Origin of the sequence: Herbaspirillum sp. NPDC101397, from assembly GCF_044767325.1 — a bacterium.
Taxonomy (GTDB): domain Bacteria; phylum Pseudomonadota; class Gammaproteobacteria; order Burkholderiales; family Burkholderiaceae_D; genus Herbaspirillum.
Map to the genome: position 1 here is coordinate 880,034 of NZ_JBIWNS010000001.1, position 16,127 is coordinate 896,160.

Annotated in this window: 17 protein-coding genes and 1 tRNA gene; 8 read left to right on the plus strand and 10 right to left on the minus strand. The window is 59.8% G+C overall.

Annotated features, from left to right (window positions below; all coding sequences use genetic code 11):
* Positions 1–7 precede the first annotated feature (7 nt).
* A complete protein-coding gene (locus ACIROW_RS03850; protein ID WP_402272070.1) occupies positions 8–256 on the plus strand; it encodes a hypothetical protein in 249 nt (82 codons plus the stop codon).
* The gene (gene lplT / locus ACIROW_RS03855) at positions 253–1,521 is read left to right on the plus strand and encodes a lysophospholipid transporter LplT (protein ID WP_402272072.1); all 1,269 of its coding nucleotides are present in this window, start codon (positions 253–255) and stop codon (positions 1,519–1,521) included. Before ACIROW_RS03850 ends, lplT begins: the two co-directional genes overlap by 4 nt.
* Before the next feature lie 59 nt (positions 1,522–1,580).
* On the opposite strand, the gene ACIROW_RS03860 is transcribed toward lplT, so the two are convergent.
* Genes ACIROW_RS03860 through tsaB form a run of 4 tightly spaced genes read right to left on the minus strand, consistent with a single transcriptional unit; the run spans position 1,581 to position 4,681 of the window.
* Positions 1,581–2,576 (minus strand): DUF1853 family protein, encoded by a 996-nt coding sequence (locus ACIROW_RS03860; protein WP_402272075.1) that lies wholly within the window; start codon positions 2,574–2,576, stop codon positions 1,581–1,583.
* On the minus strand, positions 2,557–3,486 hold the full coding sequence (locus tag ACIROW_RS03865; RefSeq protein WP_402272078.1) for a uracil-DNA glycosylase family protein: 930 nt from the start codon (positions 3,484–3,486) through the stop codon (positions 2,557–2,559). Before ACIROW_RS03865 ends, ACIROW_RS03860 begins: the two co-directional genes overlap by 20 nt.
* On the minus strand, positions 3,483–3,974 hold the full coding sequence (rimI, locus tag ACIROW_RS03870) for a ribosomal protein S18-alanine N-acetyltransferase (RefSeq protein WP_402272080.1): 492 nt from the start codon (positions 3,972–3,974) through the stop codon (positions 3,483–3,485). Before rimI ends, ACIROW_RS03865 begins: the two co-directional genes overlap by 4 nt.
* A complete protein-coding gene (gene tsaB / locus ACIROW_RS03875) occupies positions 3,971–4,681 on the minus strand; it encodes a tRNA (adenosine(37)-N6)-threonylcarbamoyltransferase complex dimerization subunit type 1 TsaB (protein ID WP_402272082.1) in 711 nt (236 codons plus the stop codon). The genes rimI and tsaB overlap by 4 nt, the downstream gene beginning before the upstream one ends.
* Before the next feature lie 119 nt (positions 4,682–4,800).
* On the opposite strand from tsaB, the gene ACIROW_RS03880 reads away from it, so the two are divergent.
* Positions 4,801–5,232, plus strand: coding sequence for a thioredoxin family protein (locus tag ACIROW_RS03880; protein ID WP_402272084.1), 432 nt, complete (start codon positions 4,801–4,803; stop codon positions 5,230–5,232).
* Between the two features lie 13 nt (positions 5,233–5,245).
* Here the strand turns inward: ACIROW_RS03880 and ACIROW_RS03885 are convergent, their stop codons facing one another.
* A complete protein-coding gene (locus ACIROW_RS03885; protein ID WP_402272087.1) occupies positions 5,246–6,154 on the minus strand; it encodes a LysR family transcriptional regulator in 909 nt (302 codons plus the stop codon).
* 173 nt (positions 6,155–6,327) lie between these two features.
* On the opposite strand from ACIROW_RS03885, the gene ACIROW_RS03890 reads away from it, so the two are divergent.
* The 4 genes from ACIROW_RS03890 to ACIROW_RS03905 all read left to right on the plus strand — a co-directional run bounded on the left by ACIROW_RS03890 (position 6,328) and on the right by ACIROW_RS03905 (position 9,707).
* Complete coding sequence (locus ACIROW_RS03890; protein ID WP_402272090.1) at positions 6,328–6,600, plus strand: DUF4148 domain-containing protein; 273 nt, start codon at positions 6,328–6,330, stop codon at positions 6,598–6,600.
* 361 nt (positions 6,601–6,961) lie between these two features.
* A complete protein-coding gene (locus ACIROW_RS03895) occupies positions 6,962–8,215 on the plus strand; it encodes an aspartate kinase (protein ID WP_402272092.1) in 1,254 nt (417 codons plus the stop codon).
* A gap of 133 nt (positions 8,216–8,348) precedes the next feature.
* Positions 8,349–8,442: transfer RNA gene (locus tag ACIROW_RS03900), tRNA-Ser, on the plus strand.
* Positions 8,443–8,672: 230 nt separating this feature from the next.
* Positions 8,673–9,707 (plus strand): DUF5677 domain-containing protein, encoded by a 1,035-nt coding sequence (locus tag ACIROW_RS03905; RefSeq protein WP_402272094.1) that lies wholly within the window; start codon positions 8,673–8,675, stop codon positions 9,705–9,707.
* 6 nt (positions 9,708–9,713) lie between these two features.
* Here ACIROW_RS03905 and ACIROW_RS03910 read toward each other — a convergent pair whose 3' ends face one another.
* Entirely contained in the window at positions 9,714–10,988 is a 1,275-nt protein-coding gene (locus ACIROW_RS03910; RefSeq protein ID WP_402272096.1) for an amidohydrolase family protein, read from the minus strand.
* A 125-nt stretch (positions 10,989–11,113) separates the two neighbouring features.
* Between ACIROW_RS03910 and ACIROW_RS03915 the strand changes: the two genes are divergently transcribed.
* Positions 11,114–12,205: an alpha/beta hydrolase family esterase gene (locus ACIROW_RS03915; protein ID WP_402272099.1), complete on the plus strand. Its 1,092-nt coding sequence runs from the start codon at positions 11,114–11,116 to the stop codon at positions 12,203–12,205.
* Between the two features lie 46 nt (positions 12,206–12,251).
* On the opposite strand, the gene ACIROW_RS03920 is transcribed toward ACIROW_RS03915, so the two are convergent.
* From ACIROW_RS03920 to ACIROW_RS03935, 4 genes are all read right to left on the minus strand, one after another.
* Complete coding sequence (locus ACIROW_RS03920) at positions 12,252–13,235, minus strand: bile acid:sodium symporter family protein (RefSeq protein ID WP_402272101.1); 984 nt, start codon at positions 13,233–13,235, stop codon at positions 12,252–12,254.
* Between the two features lie 104 nt (positions 13,236–13,339).
* Positions 13,340–14,680, minus strand: a complete 1,341-nt coding sequence (locus tag ACIROW_RS03925; protein WP_402272482.1) for a 4Fe-4S binding protein — start codon at positions 14,678–14,680, stop codon at positions 13,340–13,342.
* A gap of 57 nt (positions 14,681–14,737) precedes the next feature.
* Complete coding sequence (locus ACIROW_RS03930; RefSeq protein WP_402272103.1) at positions 14,738–15,607, minus strand: FTR1 family protein; 870 nt, start codon at positions 15,605–15,607, stop codon at positions 14,738–14,740.
* Between the two features lie 54 nt (positions 15,608–15,661).
* Positions 15,662–16,027, minus strand: a complete 366-nt coding sequence (locus ACIROW_RS03935; RefSeq protein WP_402272105.1) for a cupredoxin domain-containing protein — start codon at positions 16,025–16,027, stop codon at positions 15,662–15,664.
* Between the last annotated feature and the right edge of the window lie 100 nt (positions 16,028–16,127).

The window sequence follows — 16,127 nt, forward strand, 5'->3', positions numbered from 1 at the left end:
GCGCTCGTTGAGTACTGAACTGAAAGCCTGGAAAGCAGATGAAAATGGCGGAAAAACGCCGGGAACCGGGTCAAATCCCCTGCTTCGGGAACAAGCTGCCATTTTACCGGACCAACTTGTTTCAAAGAAGCAGGAAAGAGGCCTGGCAAAACGCGCCGGCCCCGCATTTTCACTCATCATACTTATCACTGGCATGTCATCTTTTCATGGTATAAAGCAAGCCGGAGATAATTTGTCACATCTTGGATACGGATGAATCGCGGCTTTTACACCATCATGGCGGCGCAGTTTTTTTCGTCGCTTGCCGATAATGCACTGCTGATCGCAGCTATTGCACTCCTCTCGGAGATGCACTCTCCGGCATGGATGACGCCGCTGTTGAAATTGTTCTTCGTGCTCTCTTACGTGCTGCTGGCGGCGTTCGTCGGCGCCTTCGCAGATGCGTTCCCCAAGGGCAAGGTGATGTTCATCACCAACCTGATCAAAGTGGTCGGTTGCGCCCTCATGTTCTTTACCGTCCATCCTCTGATCGCCTATGCCGTGGTCGGCTTCGGCGCGGCAGCGTACTCTCCCGCCAAATACGGCATCCTGACCGAACTGCTGCCGCCCGAAAAGCTCGTGGCCGCCAACGGCTGGATCGAAGGACTGACGGTCGGCTCCATCATCTTCGGCACGGTCCTTGGCGGCGCGCTGGTCAATCCGCATATTGCCTCGGCCTTGCTAGCCTTCGATTTCCCGGTGTTCGACTTCGGCATCAATACCCCTACCGAAGCCGCCCTCTGCATCATCACCGTCATCTATATCGTCGCGGCGATTTTCAACCTCAACATCCCCGACACCGGCGCCCGTTACGCCCACCAGCAGCACAATCCCATCAAACTGATCGCCGACTTCGGAAACTGCTTTACCACCTTGTGGAAAGACAAGCTGGGCCAGATTTCGCTGGCAGTCACGACGCTGTTCTGGGGTGCCGGCGCCACGCTGCAGTTCATCGTGTTGAAATGGGCGGAAAAATCCTTGCACATGCCACTCGACAAAGCAGCCATCCTGCAAGGTGTGGTCGCACTCGGCGTCGCACTCGGCGCGGTCGGCGCAGCGCGCTTCGTGCCGCTCAGGAAGTCGCTGTCGGTCATGCCGCTGGGCATCATCATGGGGCTGGTTGTCATGGCCATGACCATGGTGACCTCGATCTGGGTCGCCTATCCGCTGCTGATCATCATCGGCGCCTTGTCCGGTTACTTCGTCGTGCCGATGAACGCGCTGCTGCAACACCGCGGCCACGTGCTGATGAGCGCCGGCCATTCGATCGCCGTGCAGAACTTCAATGAAAACCTCTCGGTGCTGACCATGCTGGTGCTGTACGCGATCATGGTACGCCTCAACCTCGACGTCAACATCGTGATCCTCATCTTCGGCGTCTTTGTCGCCGGCATCATGTATCTGATCATGCGCCGACATTCGTTCAACCAGCGCGAGCATGATTCGCTGGCGTTGATCGGCGAACACAAGCACGACGAATAAAAAAAGCGTACGGTAAAACCGTACGCTTTTTCTTCGTGCCGCTCAAATCATTCCACTCACTAAATCTGCACCACCGCATGCCGCACGCGTTGCGCCGCCTTGCCGCGCCAGTCGTCCGGCACCAGGAAGCCGCGCAGGCGTTCCAGCGCCACGTCATCCTCCACGTCGCAAACAGCGATCATGACCGGCGCCAGCGTCTCGTTGAACAGCAATTGCACTGCTTCGCGCAACTGAGCGCCGGACAAGGTTTGACCCGCCGCGGCCCGTGCCGGAGCCAGCCATTCGAGCCGCGGCAGCACCAGATAGCGATCGCTGTCGCCGGCTTGCAGCGCCGACACCTCGCACCAGAATCCGCGGCAATGCTGCGCTGAAATACCCAGCGCCGCCGGCACTGGCGCCCTCTCGGCGGTCTCGCCGTAAAACAGCCAGCCCTTGACCAGCGCCTGCGCGCGCGTGACCGGTTGCGGCAGGTATTGCGCTGCGGCCGGATGCGCGGACAACATCAGTTGCTGCTGCATGATCTTGTTCATCTTGGCGCCGAGCGAATCAGCCAGATTCGGCCCGACGAAGGCATCGGCCTGCATCTGATCTCGATGCGATTCGAGCAGGTAGAACTTGGTGGCGAACTCCCAATGCACCGCTCCGGATTGAGCTTCATCACGCACCAGAAAATCGAACTCGCCGATGGTCTCGTTGGGACCGTTGCGTACCTGGACGTTGTGCGCAATGAGTCGCCCGGTGTACTGCAGGTAAAACGTCAGCAGCTTTTCGGCATAGCGCCCCAGACGCGCCGACGGTTGCGCGTTGATCAGCAGGTACAGCTCGCGCGGATTCTTGTCCAGCGCCTGCAGCCAGGTGATGTCCATCTCACTGAGTGCGCCGATGGAGGCGATTCGCCCGTCCCAGCGCGACGCATGGGCGTCAAGCAGGTCGGGAGCATCCAGCAGCCACGCCAGCGCACGCACGTGGGGGTCACGCAACGACGACCAGCGCCGGTGGAATTGCTGCTGAAAGGTCTCGGTCGGTGCCTGCAAATCAGTCTGTGGTGTGGGCATAAGTTGTCATCGCAAGACAGAGATCGGCCCAGGCCTTGCTCTTGTCGCCAAGCTGCCGCAACAGGTAAGCCGGGTGATAGGTCACAACCAGCGGCAGGTCCTGATAGCGATGGACGGTGCCGCGCAGCTTGGAAACAGGGGTGGCCGGGTCCAGGCCGAGCAGCGACAGCGCCGCGGTCTTGCCCAGCGCCACCAGCACGGTGGGTTGGATCAGCGCGATCTGGCGTTGCAGGTAAGGCAAACAGGACGCTACTTCCTGTGGCGATGGTGGACGATCCTTGCCGCTTTCGTCGGTGGGACGGCATTTGACGATATTGGCAATGTAGGCATTCTCGCCGCGCTTGAGGCCCATGGCGACCAGCATGTTGTCGAGCAGCTTGCCGGCCGGGCCGACGAACGGCTCGCCTTGCATGTCCTCGTTACGCCCCGGGCCTTCGCCGATGAACAGCCACTTGGCCTTTTCGTCGCCGACCCCAAAGACGGTCTTCTTGCGGCCGTTGCACAAGCCGCACTGGCGGCACTCTGCAACCGTCTCCTTGAGCTTGGCCCAATCCATGGTGGCGATGGCCGGATTGATCCTGATGACGGGTTCGTCGTCTTCATCGTCGTAGGGCATGAAACCGGGCGGCGCCAGGTCGGCGTCACTCATTTCGCTCAGCCATGGCGGCAGGCCGTCGTCTTGTGCGGAGGCGGGAGCCGGTGCGGGACGCGCCACTGGTTGCCCAGGCCGCTGAGGAACCGGTGCCGCCGCGGCGGCGACTGGCGCTACTGCCGCGGGCGGTGCGACGACTTCGACTTCCCGCTCAGCGGCCTCGACTGTTTCAACGGCAAGGTGACGCCGGACCCAGACCGGCCCCACGCCGATTTCTTCCAATACCCGGGCCGAAGCGGCAAATGTGTTCTGACTCATAGCGGTAGGCTCATCACGATCGCGTCTTCGCGCGTAGATTGATTGGCAGGATAGTAATTCTTGCGACGTCCGATTTCCGCGAAACCGTAACGCCGGTACACGTGCAGCGCACGCAAGTTCGACACGCGCACTTCCAGCAGCATGACCGTCATCCGATGCTTGCGCGCCAGGTCGACGGCATAGTCCAGCAGCAGATGGCCGAAACCTTCGCCCTGCACATCCTCGGCCACGCTGATGTTGAGCAAGTGCGCTTCATCCACCGCTTCCATGACCAGGAAGTAACCCAGCAGGCGTCCCGATCGATCGCGCATGGTCAGCGTCTGGTAGCCGCTGTACAGCGAATCGAGAAAATTGCCGCGCGTCCACGGGTGTGGATAGACGCTGTCTTCAAGCTGCACCACCTCGTCGACGTCGTCGACCTTCATGGCGGCAAATATCAGGCCGCCAAACTTGCTCTCCAGCGTGTGCAGCAAAGCCTCGTTGTTCACGCCGCACCTTTGGCGAGATCGCGCACCTGGCGTTCGGCCGTGGTCAGCGCGACCTTGTTGCGCAGGTAGAGCGGTTGCGCGTCCTGCAGCGGCACAGTCTTGCCTTGCTCCAGCATGCGCCGGCCCAAGGTCGCCACCTGCGCCGCGTGAGGCATGAGCTGGACCAGCGCGGCGGCCGCGAACGGCTGCGCGCCAAAATCCTGCGCATATGCAGCCAAGCCGTTGCCGCAAGCCTGCACATGCCCCTGTGGCACGACTGCGGCAGCCGACGACAAGCTCGGTTCCAGCACCACTTGCCAGCCGCTCGCGCCGTGGCGGTACTGCGCCCAGTAGACTTCGCCCATGCGCGCGTCGAGCACCGCCAGCACGTCGCCGGCTGCACCCTGCGTGGCTTCCAGCGCAGCTTGCGCCATCGCTTCCAGCGTCACCACCGGCGCCACCGGCAAATCGCTGCCGAACGCCAGCCCTTGCACTACCCCGCATGCAGTGCGCACGCCGGTGAACGAGCCCGGCCCGACACCGAAAGCGATCGCGTCGCAGCGCGACAGTGCAATCCCCGCCTGGGCCAGCAGTTGCTGGACCATCGGCAAAATGGTTTCGGAGTGGGTCTGCACGCCCAGCGATTCGCGGAAGATCAGTTCGTCTCCATGCAGCAGGGCTGCCGAGGCGAGTTCGGTGGAAGTTTCGATGGCAAGAATGATAGACATCCCGCTATTTTACCGCGCCATGCCCTTCCCGCCCGTGTCGGGAAACGACTATTGAGGGATAACGGAGTTGCACCCCGCTTGCGCCGGTTTTTCGCTTCCGGAGTAGAATAGGCCGCCTTATGTCCTATCAGATCTTCTCCGCCAGCAACCGCGACGAACTCGCTGCCGCCCTCGCCGGCGACAAATGGGTCGTAGCCTGCCTGTGCGCCGGCTGGTGCGGCAGTTGCCGCGACTACGCGGCCAACTTCGCCGCCTGGGCCGAGCGCCGCCCGGAACATCATTTCGTCTGGATCGACATCGAAGACCAGGCCGACCTGGTGGGCGACCTCGACGTCGACAATTTCCCGACGCTGCTCATGCAACGCGGCTCCACCGTCGCCTTCTTCGGCCCCATGGAACCCGACACGCGTCAGGCCGAACGGCTATTGCAGGCGCTGTCCGAAACCAGCCTGCAAGAACTCGCGCTTGAGGCCGGCAGCACGGAGCAACGCCGTGCCTGGCAGGAATGCGATCTCAAGAAACGGCTCAACAGCCTTTCCGACGCCGCCTGACTCAACTCTCCGGCTACAGCCAGGGATCGGTTTCCGGATGCGGAAACCGATCCGAGATGAAATCCACAAAACTGCGCACCTTGGCCGACAGCAGGCGCCGGCTCGGATACGCCATCATCACGGAAACCTGTCCCATGTCAAAATCGGCCAGCACGCGTTGCAGCTTGCCGCAGCGCAGATCGTCGCCCAGGCTAAATGACGGACGCATCGTGATGCCCATCCCTGCCAGTGCAAAATCGCGCAGCAGCAATGCACTGTTGGACACCACCTGGCTGGTGATCGGGATGTCGCGGATACCTTCTTCGGTCTTCACATGCCAATAGTGGCGCAGATGTTCGTGGGAAAAGTTGAGGCAGGCGTGGCGGCTCAGCTCGTCCGGGGTCTGCGGCGCGCCATGCTTTTCCAGATAAGACGGTGAGGCGCACAGCACCACTGCCGCCACCCCGACCTTGCGCACCACCATGCTGGCGTCGAATTTTTGCAGGCTGCTGAAAAAACCGATGTCCATGCCTTCTTCAACCAGGTCCATGGCGCGTTCCGACACCGACACGTCGAGCACCACCTCCGGATAGGCGGCGGAATATTCCGCCAGCAGCTTGCCGAGCTGGCCCTGGCCGAAGCCGACGTGAGAATACAGCGATAGCGTACCGCCCGGCTTTTTAGTGGCCATCGCCACGATGGCCTCGGCTTCCTCGATCTCCGGCAGAATATGGCGAACCCGCTCCAGGAACGCCTGTCCCGACTCCGTCAGCGACAGCCGGCGGGTGGAGCGATTGAGCAAACGCGTGCCGAGATGATTCTCCAAGTCGACAATGTAGCGCGTCACGACGGCGTTCGATAGCGACATGATTTCCGCCGCCCGCACGAAACTACCCTGCTCGACCACCTTCGCAAACACTTTCATTGAGTGCAGACGATCCATTTTCAAGCCCTCGATTGTTTCTTTATTCGAAATAGTGCATTGCCATTAGACCTATTTTTCTCGCACGAAGCAATGGCTACACTGTGCTTCATCGATGGGGAGCAAGCAGCCACAAGCCAACTGCCCGCACGTCGACGTGTATTTTCATTTACTGTCATTTTGGGAGAATTACCATGAACACCAAGCAAATCACTGCCGCTATCGTCCTCTTTGCCGCTGCCGGCGCCGCCATGGCTGAATCGCCATTTCCACCAGAAACAAAGTTCGTGTCGACCAAGACACGCGCTGAAGTCATTTCGGAACTGCAACAAGCACAAGCACAAGGCCTGATCACCAACGGCAACAACTACCCTATCGTGATTCAAGCGCGCAGCCCGCTGTCCCGCAGCGAAGTCGCCAGCCAATCGAAGTCGGCCGTCGATAGCAGCGTCTACACCGGCGCTTAAGTTTTTACCGAGCGTGTTGTCTGAGCGCTTTACGTACTACAAGCAGCAAGTACCATTGCGGCTGCGCCCGCAACCACCGTCTACCTTGGTCGGCCTGCCGTTCGGCAGCACCATGGTGGATGGCGTGTCCAACCTCTTCCGCACATCTCCCTTCCGCATCAAATCATGCAAAAGCAGCCAGAAATGGACTGAAAAACGCATGAAAAGCCCTCTTTTTACCCGCTTTTGCTTGTGATTTCGGGCTGCCCGCTGTAAAGTCGAGGGTTTGTTTCCTCCGGTCTTTTCGCAGTTTTTCGCGACCCGGCAACAAAAGGCAGCACCCAATAGCAGCACTCAGTCACGCAATTCAGACCTACTTCCTATGGCTTTATACGTTCACAAATACGGCGGCACTTCGATGGGCTCGACAGAGCGCATCAAGAACGTCGCCAAGCGCGTTGCCAAGTGGCACGACGCAGGCCACCAGATCGTTGTCGTTCCTTCCGCAATGTCTGGTGAAACCAACCGCTTGCTGGGTCTGGCCAAGGAAATCATGGCCCAACCCGATTCCCGCGAGCTGGACATGCTGGCGTCGACCGGCGAACAGGTTTCCGTCGCCCTGCTGGCCATGGCGCTGCAAGCGATCGGCAAACAATCCGTTTCCTACGCCGGCTGGCAAGTGCCGATCAAGACCGATTCCGCCTTCACCAAGGCGCGCATTCGCTCGATCGACGACGCCAAGGTGCGCAAGGACCTGAACGCCGGCAAAATCGTCATCATCACCGGCTTCCAGGGCGTGGATGCCGACGGCAACATCACCACGCTGGGACGCGGCGGCTCGGACACCTCCGCCGTGGCAGTCGCTGCTGCCATCAAAGCCGCCGAATGCCTGATCTATACCGACGTCGACGGCGTCTACACCACTGACCCGCGCGTGGTCAGCGAAGCGCGCCGACTGAACACCGTGACGTTTGAAGAAATGCTCGAAATGGCGTCGCTGGGCTCCAAGGTCCTGCAGATCCGCTCCGTGGAATTCGCCGGCAACTACAAAATGCCGACGCGCGTACTGTCGTCGCTGACCGACCCCCTAATGTCGCTGGAAGAAGAAACCAAATCCGGCACACTGATTTCGTTTGAGGAAGACACCAAGATGGAACAAGCAACCATTACCGGCATCGCGTTCAGCCGCGACGAAGCCAAGATTACCGTGCTGGGCGTACCAGATCGTCCAGGCATCGCCTACCAGATCCTCGGCCCGATCGCCGATGCCAACATCGAAGTGGACATGATCATCCAGAATCAGTCCGTCGAAGGCAAGACCGACTTCACCTTCACCGTTCCGCGCGCCGAATACGCCAAGGCCGTTGAAGTCCTGAACGCCAGCGTCAAGGCCCACATCGGCGCCGCCAGCATCGTCGGCGACACCAAGGTCTCGAAAGTGTCCGTGGTCGGCGTCGGTATGCGCAGCCATGTCGGCATCGCGTCGCAGATGTTCCGCACGCTGTCGGAAGAAGGCGTCAACATCCAGATGATCTCCACCTCCGAAATCAAAATCTCGGTCCTGATCGACGAAAAATACATGGAACTGGCCGTGCGCGCATTGCACAAGGCGTTCGACCTGGAAAACGGCAAGTAATACGACCGGTCATCGAAGCTCGTCGAATGGAAAATAATCCATTCAAAACAGCAGAGTTTCATTGACCAAATCCGCATGAAAAGATATTATGCGGGCTTCTTTGCTGAGGCAGCGCATCATCTGCCTCCAGCGTGGAGACGTGGCCGAGTGGTCGAAGGCACTTCCCTGCTAAGGAAGCATATGGGCTTAAACCTGTATCGAGGGTTCGAATCCCTCCGTCTCCGCCAGAATACAAACGCCCGCTTTTGCGGGCGTTTTTATTTTGCGGTCCATTTTTGTTTGCGCAGCAAACCCATATCCGGACACGAGTAAGCCGCCTGCGCGGCTTACATGAGGGATTCGAAGGGAATCGCTTGCAAGCGATTCAGCGGCCTGCGAAACGTAGGCGAATCCCTCCGTCTCCGCCAGAATACAAACGCCCGCTTTTGCGGGCGTTTTTATTTTTTGCGGTCCATTTTTGTTTGCGCAGCAAACCCATATCCGGACACGAGTAAGCCGCCTGCGCGAATCTTTTTACGAGAATCGCCGGCCGCGACGCAACCGCCTGCCGTACGAAGCGCCCCATCACTCTCGCCAGCCCTCCCTCGCTCTCGCATTTTTTCTGCATTCATCCGCTTTTTGCCGCGGCATTGGTGCTATTCGCATCTTGACGCAAGACATACCCCAAAGATTGAATTATTTTCATTATTATTCAAGAATGAAGAAACATGGTTTTTTGTCACCCCATCTCCCCGTCCTGATCGCCAACATCCGTAAAAATGGCGCTTGCCAGTTCGCTGTAGCTGAAGCCTTCAATGAACTCGGGATGTGCGCGCTGCGCGACATCAACATCAATCCCTCCAACCTGCAAGAAGTATTCGGGGACTCTCTGTTCGGCCGCGTGCTCACCTCGTTTCAATCCGCCGTCATTCTCTGCGAACGCGGCTTATTGTCGGACGCCGCCACGCTGATCCGCTCTGCTGCGGAAACTGCGATCATTCTGACCGCCGTCGTCAGGGACGAAGAGGTCTGCAACACGTTGACCCTCGGGATAATGCATCAGGAACGCACACTGGCGCTATCGTGGCTGCATGAGTCGCCGGTCAATATGGTCCTCAGCAAAGAGGATGTCGCCACCCTGGAGAATCGAATCGCCGTAATCGACAGAGACTATCCTGTCGTCAAAAACCTGGAGGATGCCCCCATCAGACTGGACGTCCTGGCCGAGACCTACGGCAGTTCTGCTCTCTACAACATCGTGCGCCGCATCAGTGCCGTCAACGCCGTGCATGCCACGCTCGGAGCACTCAGGCGTCAGGCCAACGACGACTCCGCCCTCGCCGTCCAAGGATTCAAATTCGGTCCTGACGAAGAAGATCTTCCCGCAACCTTGTCCGATGCGCTTTCAGTGATGTCATCTGCGTTGGTATCGATTTATCACCGCTTCCCTGAAGTGGAACATCAGGATGATTTCGAAAAGTGCCAGGCGGCCTGGCGGTCGCTGTCGATCTGACGCAACCTACCTGGCCAGCCTGAAATCAACGCCGGCCGGACGTCCCGGCAAATTGAGCCGCGCGTGCGCCGGCGGCGCCTGGCTGATCACGACGCCGCGGCGAATCACAAAGCGACGCGCAGCGCGCAAGCGGATCGCTTCGATCGGATCGCCGGCGTCCAGCACCACCAGGTCGGCGTGGCAGCCAACCTGCAAGCCATATCCCTCTAATCCCAGAATACGCGCCGGGGTTTCCGTCACGGCGCGAAAACAGTTGCGCATCGCGTCCTGACCGGTCATCTGCGCGACATGCAGCCCCATGTGCGCCACTTCGAGCATGTCCCCCGATCCCAGGCTGTACCAAGGGTCCATCGCGCAATCGTGACCGAAGGCGACGTCAACGCCGGCGGCCAGCAATTCCGGCACACGCGTCATGCCGCGTCGCTTCGGATAGGTGTCGTGGCGACCTTGCAACGTGATGTTGATCAAAGGATTGGCGATTGCCGCTACGCCGGCTTCACGGATCAGCGGCAGCAATTTGCTGACGTAATAGTTGTCCATCGAATGCATCGAGGTCAGGTGCGAACCGGCCACCCTGCCCTGCAAACCCAGACGCTGCGCATGATAGGCCAGGGTTTCGATGTGGCGTGACATGGGGTCGTCGGACTCATCGCAATGCATGTCGACGCGCAAGCCTTTTTCAGCGGCGAATTCGCATAGCAGCCTGACCGACTCCGCACCGTCGGCCATGGTCCGCTCGAAATGGGGAATGCCGCCGACCACGTCGACGCCCATGGCGATCGCCCGCTTCAGATTGGCGAAGGCGGTCGGACTGCGTAGCAGGCCGTCCTGGGGAAACGCCACCAATTGCAAATCCAGATAAGGCGCGACCTGTTTCTTCACTTGCAGCAAGGCCTCCACCGCCAGTAAGCGATCGTCGCAAATATCAACGTGCGAACGGATCGCCAGCAAGCCGCGCGCAACCGCCCAGTCGCAATACTGCAGCGCGCGTTCGACCAGCGCCTGCTGCGTCAGCTCCGGTTTCAATTCGCCCCACAGCGCAATGCCTTCCAGCAGCGTGCCGGAAGCATTCACGCGCGGCAGGCCGTAGCTCAGCGTAGCGTCCATGTGGAAATGGGCGTCGACGAACGGCGGCGTCACCAGATCGCCGGCGACATCAATTTCCTGTGCGCCTTTTATACTCAGCGCAGAGCCGATGGCCGCGATGCGACCTGCTTCAATGGCAATATCCGTTTGCTCACCGCCTTCAGGCAGCGTGGCGTGGCGTAAGACCAGGTCCATGTGGCATCTCCTCGTTCCGTGTAGCCTCCAGATTAACGCAGCGCAGCATTTTGTTTGAACATTATTGCGTTATTGCCGTCTTCCTTGTGTCGCTCGCATCGGACACTCACTCTTGACGGATCGACATGTTCAAAAAGCTGAACCGAATGTGGCTGAGCGGCCTTAAAAAGGCCGGTCAAGCGCAACAGAAACAAGCGGGCAAGGTGCTCAAGGCAGTACTGTCCAAGCCGAAGGCGAAGCGCATTGCCTCCGCGACGTCGCGCAAGTCGGTGTTGCCGAAGCCTTCCGTGCATACCGAAACTACGGCCGGCGAGTGGATCAGTTCATCCTGCGTCAGCGCCACCCTGCCCGCGCGTCGCATGCACTATCGCTTGTTCCTCCCATCCGGCGCTCGCGGGCCTGCCACATCAATTCCGCTGATCGTCATGCTGCACGGATGCGAACAGAATGCCGCCGATTTCGCTGCCGGTACACGCCTGAATCAGCTGGCGGCAGCCAAGGGCTACGCCGTGCTCTACCCGGAACAGTCGCTGCGTGCGCATCCCAATCGGTGCTGGAAATGGTATGACGCCGCCACCCAGCGCGGCGGCAACGACATTGCGTTGATCGTGCACATGATCGACAAGATCGTCGCAGAACATGGCATCGACCACAGTCGCATTTATGCCTGCGGCATCTCCGCCGGCGCGGCCATGGCGCAGATACTGGCCCTCACCCACCCGCAACTCATCGCAGCCGTCGGCATGCATTCGGGCCCGGTATTCGGCGTCAGCCGCAACGCTGTCGGCGCGTATGGCGTCATGCAGCATGGCAGCAGCCACGCCCTGGCTCCGATAGAAAAGCTGCTGGCCAGGTCTCCTGACTTTCCGCGCATGCCGGCGATCCTGATTACCGGGGACGACGACAAGATCGTGCGCCCGGTCAATCAACTGCAGGTGACGGGACAATTCCTGCTGCTCAACCATGCAGCCGGCCTGCTGCCGTCGCTGCCGGTGACGAAAGCCTTCGGCAGGACGTCAAAGCAATTCCCGCGAAAAAATACGATGACAATCCGCGATTTCGCAGCAGGCCCCAAAGTGCTGGTCCGCTCGGTGCACATCGCCCGCCTCGGTCATGCTTGGAGCGGCGGGAACGAGACGCTGCCCTTCAACGCAAAGGGACCGGATGCCGGCAAGCTGATGCTGGCATTCTTCTCGCGCCATCGCCGCAAGCAATGAAAAAAGCCCGCCGAAGGCGGGCTTTGCAAGCGGTGAACAGGATTGCTCACGCAGATGGCTCGGCGACTTCCGGGCGATTGCGGTAGCGTTGCGCCAATATCGCGCACACCATCAACTGGATCTGGTGAAACAGCATCAGCGGCAACAAGACCATGCCAACCGTTTGACTGGCGAACAGGACCTTGGCCATCGGCACGCCGCTGGCGAGGCTCTTTTTCGAGCCGCAAAAGACGATGGTGATTTCATCTTCCTTGTTGAAGCCCAGACGACGGCTGCCGAACGTCGTGATCGCCATGATGACCGCCAGCAGCAAGGCGCTGATGACGATCAGGCTGACCAGCATGACCGGCGGCACCTGGCGCCACAAACCTTGATTGACCGCTTCGCTGAACGCAACGTACACCACGAGTAGGACCGAGCTCTGGTCCACCCAGCGCAGCCAGGACTTGTTGCGGTCCATCCAGGCGCCGATCCAGGGACGTGCGATCTGGCCGGCCACGAACGGCAACAGCAATTGGTAGACGATCTTCAGGATGGAATCCAGCGAGGAGTGTTCAGCGCTATGCGCCACGATGATGATGCCGACCATGAGCGGCGTCAGGAAGATGCCCAGCAAATTGGAGGCCGACGCAGCGCAGATGGCGGCGGGCACGTTGCCGCGTGCGACCGATGTGAAGGCAATCGACGATTGCACCGTCGACGGCAACACGCACAGGAACAGGATGCCGAGATAAAGATCCGGTGTGATCACCAGCAGCAAGGCGGGCTTGAGGATCAGGCCGAGCAAGGGAAAGATGGCAAAGGTGCACAACAGCACCGTCACATGCAGACGCCAATGCACCATGCCAGCGATCACCGCTTCGCGCGACAGCTTGGCCCCGTGCATGAAAAACAGCAGGCCGATCATGAAAGTGGTCAGCCAGTCGAAGCCGACGGCGACCACGCCGGTACAGGGGAAAAAGCTGGCGGTGAGGACCACCGCGAACAGCATCAGCGTGAGATTGTCGGGAAGGAAACGGGGGCGCGCCATAAGAATCTTTGCAGGTTGGTTCCGGAAACGAGGTCCTGTCGGACCAAACCCGCTATTTTACGCGAGTCCTGCAAAGCGGCGGAACAGAGGCGGTGTGGCGAAAACTACCAGATCCAGAACATCAGCAGCCATGCGTAGTTGACCAGCGCAAGCGCACCGATCACGGGCAGCATGGCGAGCACGCGACGCGGCAACGCTTCGGCGTGCTGGCCGATGACCTTCCAGGCCAGCAGCACGCTCCACAAGGTCATGACCGTCAGCAAGGCGGCGCGCACGTCGTTGGCCCAGTCGACCGGCCAGTGTTCGGCGCGCAGCAGGCTGATGGTGGTGGCCGACAAGCCGACGAACACGCCGCAGCCGGCCAGTGGAATGGCGGACTGCACCAGGTGATTGAAACGCGAACGGCTCCATGGTCCGAGCACCAGATTGCTGAGAGCAAACAAGGCGGTCAGCGCAGTGCCCAGCACGGCGGCGGTCGCCAGGATGTAAGACACCACCAGTCCGCCGTCAAGCCAGGAAAATACATCGCTTTGTTGCGGATAGTTGGTCAGCAGCCACCATGGCGCGTTGGTCGCAAATGGCCACATGACGTCGCGATCGATCAGCCAGGTGGCGATGAATTGCTTGGCTTCGACAAACCAGGGGCTGGCGCTCCAGTGGAACGCGCCGATGGCGATGCCGAACAGGCCGTACAGCACCAGTGAGCTTTCCCACAGGTTATTGCTGGTGCGGCCGACCTTGACGATTTCGACGGTCGGTGCGCGCCATGTCAGTGCAATGGCGTCACGATGGCCGCTGCAGCGACCGCACATATGGCAATCGGAAGCGCCCTTCATGTTGCGCAACGGAACCAGCGGCGCGCAATTGACCGCGATGGTCTTCTTGCCGTGGGTGTCGTAGGAAGCGCGCCAGGCGTCTTCATTGACTTTGTAATGGAATGGCGCCAGCTTGGCCAGCAGGCCGAATACACCGTTGACCGGGCACAGGTATTTGCACCAGACGCGCTTTTCGCGTCCGTACAGGTAGCCGACGATCATGGCGCCCAGCGTCGATCCGCCCAGCACCAGCAAGACCGCCTTGGGATACTGATAGACGCTGACCATCTGGCCGTAGATCGTGGTGAGCGCAAACGCGACGAAGGGCCAGCCGCCCCAGCGCATCCAGCGCGGGATCGCCCAGTTTTTGCCGAACTTGCTGGCGAATTCGGTCAATGCGCCTTCGGGACACAACACGCCGCACCAGACGCGGCCCATCAACACCATGCTGACCAGTACAAACGGCCACCAGATGCCCCAGAAACAAAACTGCGCAATCAGGGTCAGATTGGACCAGATATGCGCAGTTTCGTCCGGCAACGGCAGGAAAATGGGAACCAGGATGAGCACGGCATACACCAGTACGACGATCCACTGGATACCGCGGATCAATGCGCCATTGCGGCGCATCCAGTCACCCGTTCGTGCCAGACGGGTATTGGGAAGCGTACTGGTGCTCATATCGCCTTATGCTGCCTGCCGGTTAACTTGGGTAGATTTGGACTTGCCGAGCGCGGAGGATACCACAAGCCAATATATGACATAAATTGCAACACTCATCAACGCTGGACGGGCACGATAGCCGGTCAGTGTCGATACCAGGCTACCTGCCGTGCTCGAATCATCCAGCAGCCAGCTGGTGTCCCAGACGGGCGCAGTCAAGGTCGAGACGAAACCGAGCGAGGAGAACCAGTCCGAGCTCTCCAGCAACAAGTCCAGCAGCTTTTCGACGCCGGTCAGCAACAAGCCGGCCGCCAGCAGCAACAGAATGATTTCGGTCACCTGGAAGAAACGGCGCCAAGAGAAAATCTTGCCGCCCAGTTGCAGCAGGTAGAAAGTCAGGAAGGCCAGGCCGAAACCGAGCACACCGGCAAAAATCAGCGCTCCGCGGCTGGCATCCTGCTGGCCCATGCCGATCCCGTAAAGGAACACCGCCGTTTCGCTGCCCTCGCGTGCAATCGCGAGCGCCACCAGCAGGAAGACACCCCACCAGTTGCCGGTTTCATAATTGACCTTCAGCGAGCTTTCCATGTCTTTCTTGAGCGTGCGACCGTGCTTGCGCATCCAGAACACCATTTGCACGATCAGCACTGCGGCGATCAATACCATGCCGATCTGGAAATAGGTTTGGGCGTCGCCCGACAGCAGTTCGCTGAAACCCAGCAAAGCGGCGCCCAATGCCAGCGCAGCCACAATGCCTGCCACCACGCCGCCCCACAGATACGGCAGGCCGCGACGTGCGGCGGCATCGCCGTTATTCAGCCAGGCATAGAGAATCCCGACCACCAGCAAGGCCTCGACGCTTTCGCGCCAGACAATAAATAGCACCTGCCCCATTACATCCCTTTCAATTGCATATTGCCGAGAACCTCGATCACCTATGCGCGCCGTTTATTTGGCGACGATGGCGCCTTGCGGCATGTTCAGATGGAAATCGTCAAAAAACTTGTACTCGCCTGGACGCAAGGGCGCGATCACGACGAAGGACTGAGCACCCGGCGCCAGGACTTTTTCCTTGCGCAGTTCCACGCTTTCGAATTCGGCGGCGGTTTTGCCGACGTTGTGGATTTCAATCTTGATACGCTGCCCGGCTGGAACTTCGATGCGCGCAGGATTGAATTTGCCGTCTGCCATTTCAAGCTTGAACGTCAGCAGATCCGATGCAAACGCGGTTGCGGCGGACAACGAACAGGCCAAGCCGATCAGCGTCGCGAAGATTCGTGAAGGTTGCGACGATTGCGTTTTACGCAAGGACATTCAGTACTCCCAAACTACATGGCCCCGCACAAGGCAAGGCCGGTCAATTCGGCATGCGCGATGAACTGCGCATGCACTCTCACTAAACAGCGCATGCGCT

Excerpts from the sequence above, each read along its gene's own strand:
- lplT (WP_402272072.1), top strand. The coding sequence starts at position 253 with ATGAATCGCGGCTTTTACACCATCATGGCGGCGCAGTTTTTTTCGTCG.
- ACIROW_RS03860 (WP_402272075.1), bottom strand. The coding sequence starts at position 2,576 with ATGCCCACACCACAGACTGATTTGCAGGCACCGACCGAGACCTTTCAG.
- ACIROW_RS03865 (WP_402272078.1), bottom strand. The coding sequence starts at position 3,486 with ATGAGTCAGAACACATTTGCCGCTTCGGCCCGGGTATTGGAAGAAATC.
- tsaB (WP_402272082.1), bottom strand. The coding sequence starts at position 4,681 with ATGTCTATCATTCTTGCCATCGAAACTTCCACCGAACTCGCCTCGGCA.
- ACIROW_RS03880 (WP_402272084.1), top strand. The coding sequence starts at position 4,801 with ATGTCCTATCAGATCTTCTCCGCCAGCAACCGCGACGAACTCGCTGCC.
- ACIROW_RS03885 (WP_402272087.1), bottom strand. The coding sequence starts at position 6,154 with ATGGATCGTCTGCACTCAATGAAAGTGTTTGCGAAGGTGGTCGAGCAG.
- ACIROW_RS03890 (WP_402272090.1), top strand. The coding sequence starts at position 6,328 with ATGAACACCAAGCAAATCACTGCCGCTATCGTCCTCTTTGCCGCTGCC.
- ACIROW_RS03895 (WP_402272092.1), top strand. The coding sequence starts at position 6,962 with ATGGCTTTATACGTTCACAAATACGGCGGCACTTCGATGGGCTCGACA.
- ACIROW_RS03910 (WP_402272096.1), bottom strand. The coding sequence starts at position 10,988 with ATGGACCTGGTCTTACGCCACGCCACGCTGCCTGAAGGCGGTGAGCAA.
- ACIROW_RS03915 (WP_402272099.1), top strand. The coding sequence starts at position 11,114 with ATGTTCAAAAAGCTGAACCGAATGTGGCTGAGCGGCCTTAAAAAGGCC.
- ACIROW_RS03920 (WP_402272101.1), bottom strand. The coding sequence starts at position 13,235 with ATGGCGCGCCCCCGTTTCCTTCCCGACAATCTCACGCTGATGCTGTTC.
- ACIROW_RS03925 (WP_402272482.1), bottom strand. The coding sequence starts at position 14,680 with ATGCGCCGCAATGGCGCATTGATCCGCGGTATCCAGTGGATCGTCGTA.
- ACIROW_RS03930 (WP_402272103.1), bottom strand. The coding sequence starts at position 15,607 with ATGGGGCAGGTGCTATTTATTGTCTGGCGCGAAAGCGTCGAGGCCTTG.
- ACIROW_RS03935 (WP_402272105.1), bottom strand. The coding sequence starts at position 16,027 with ATGTCCTTGCGTAAAACGCAATCGTCGCAACCTTCACGAATCTTCGCG.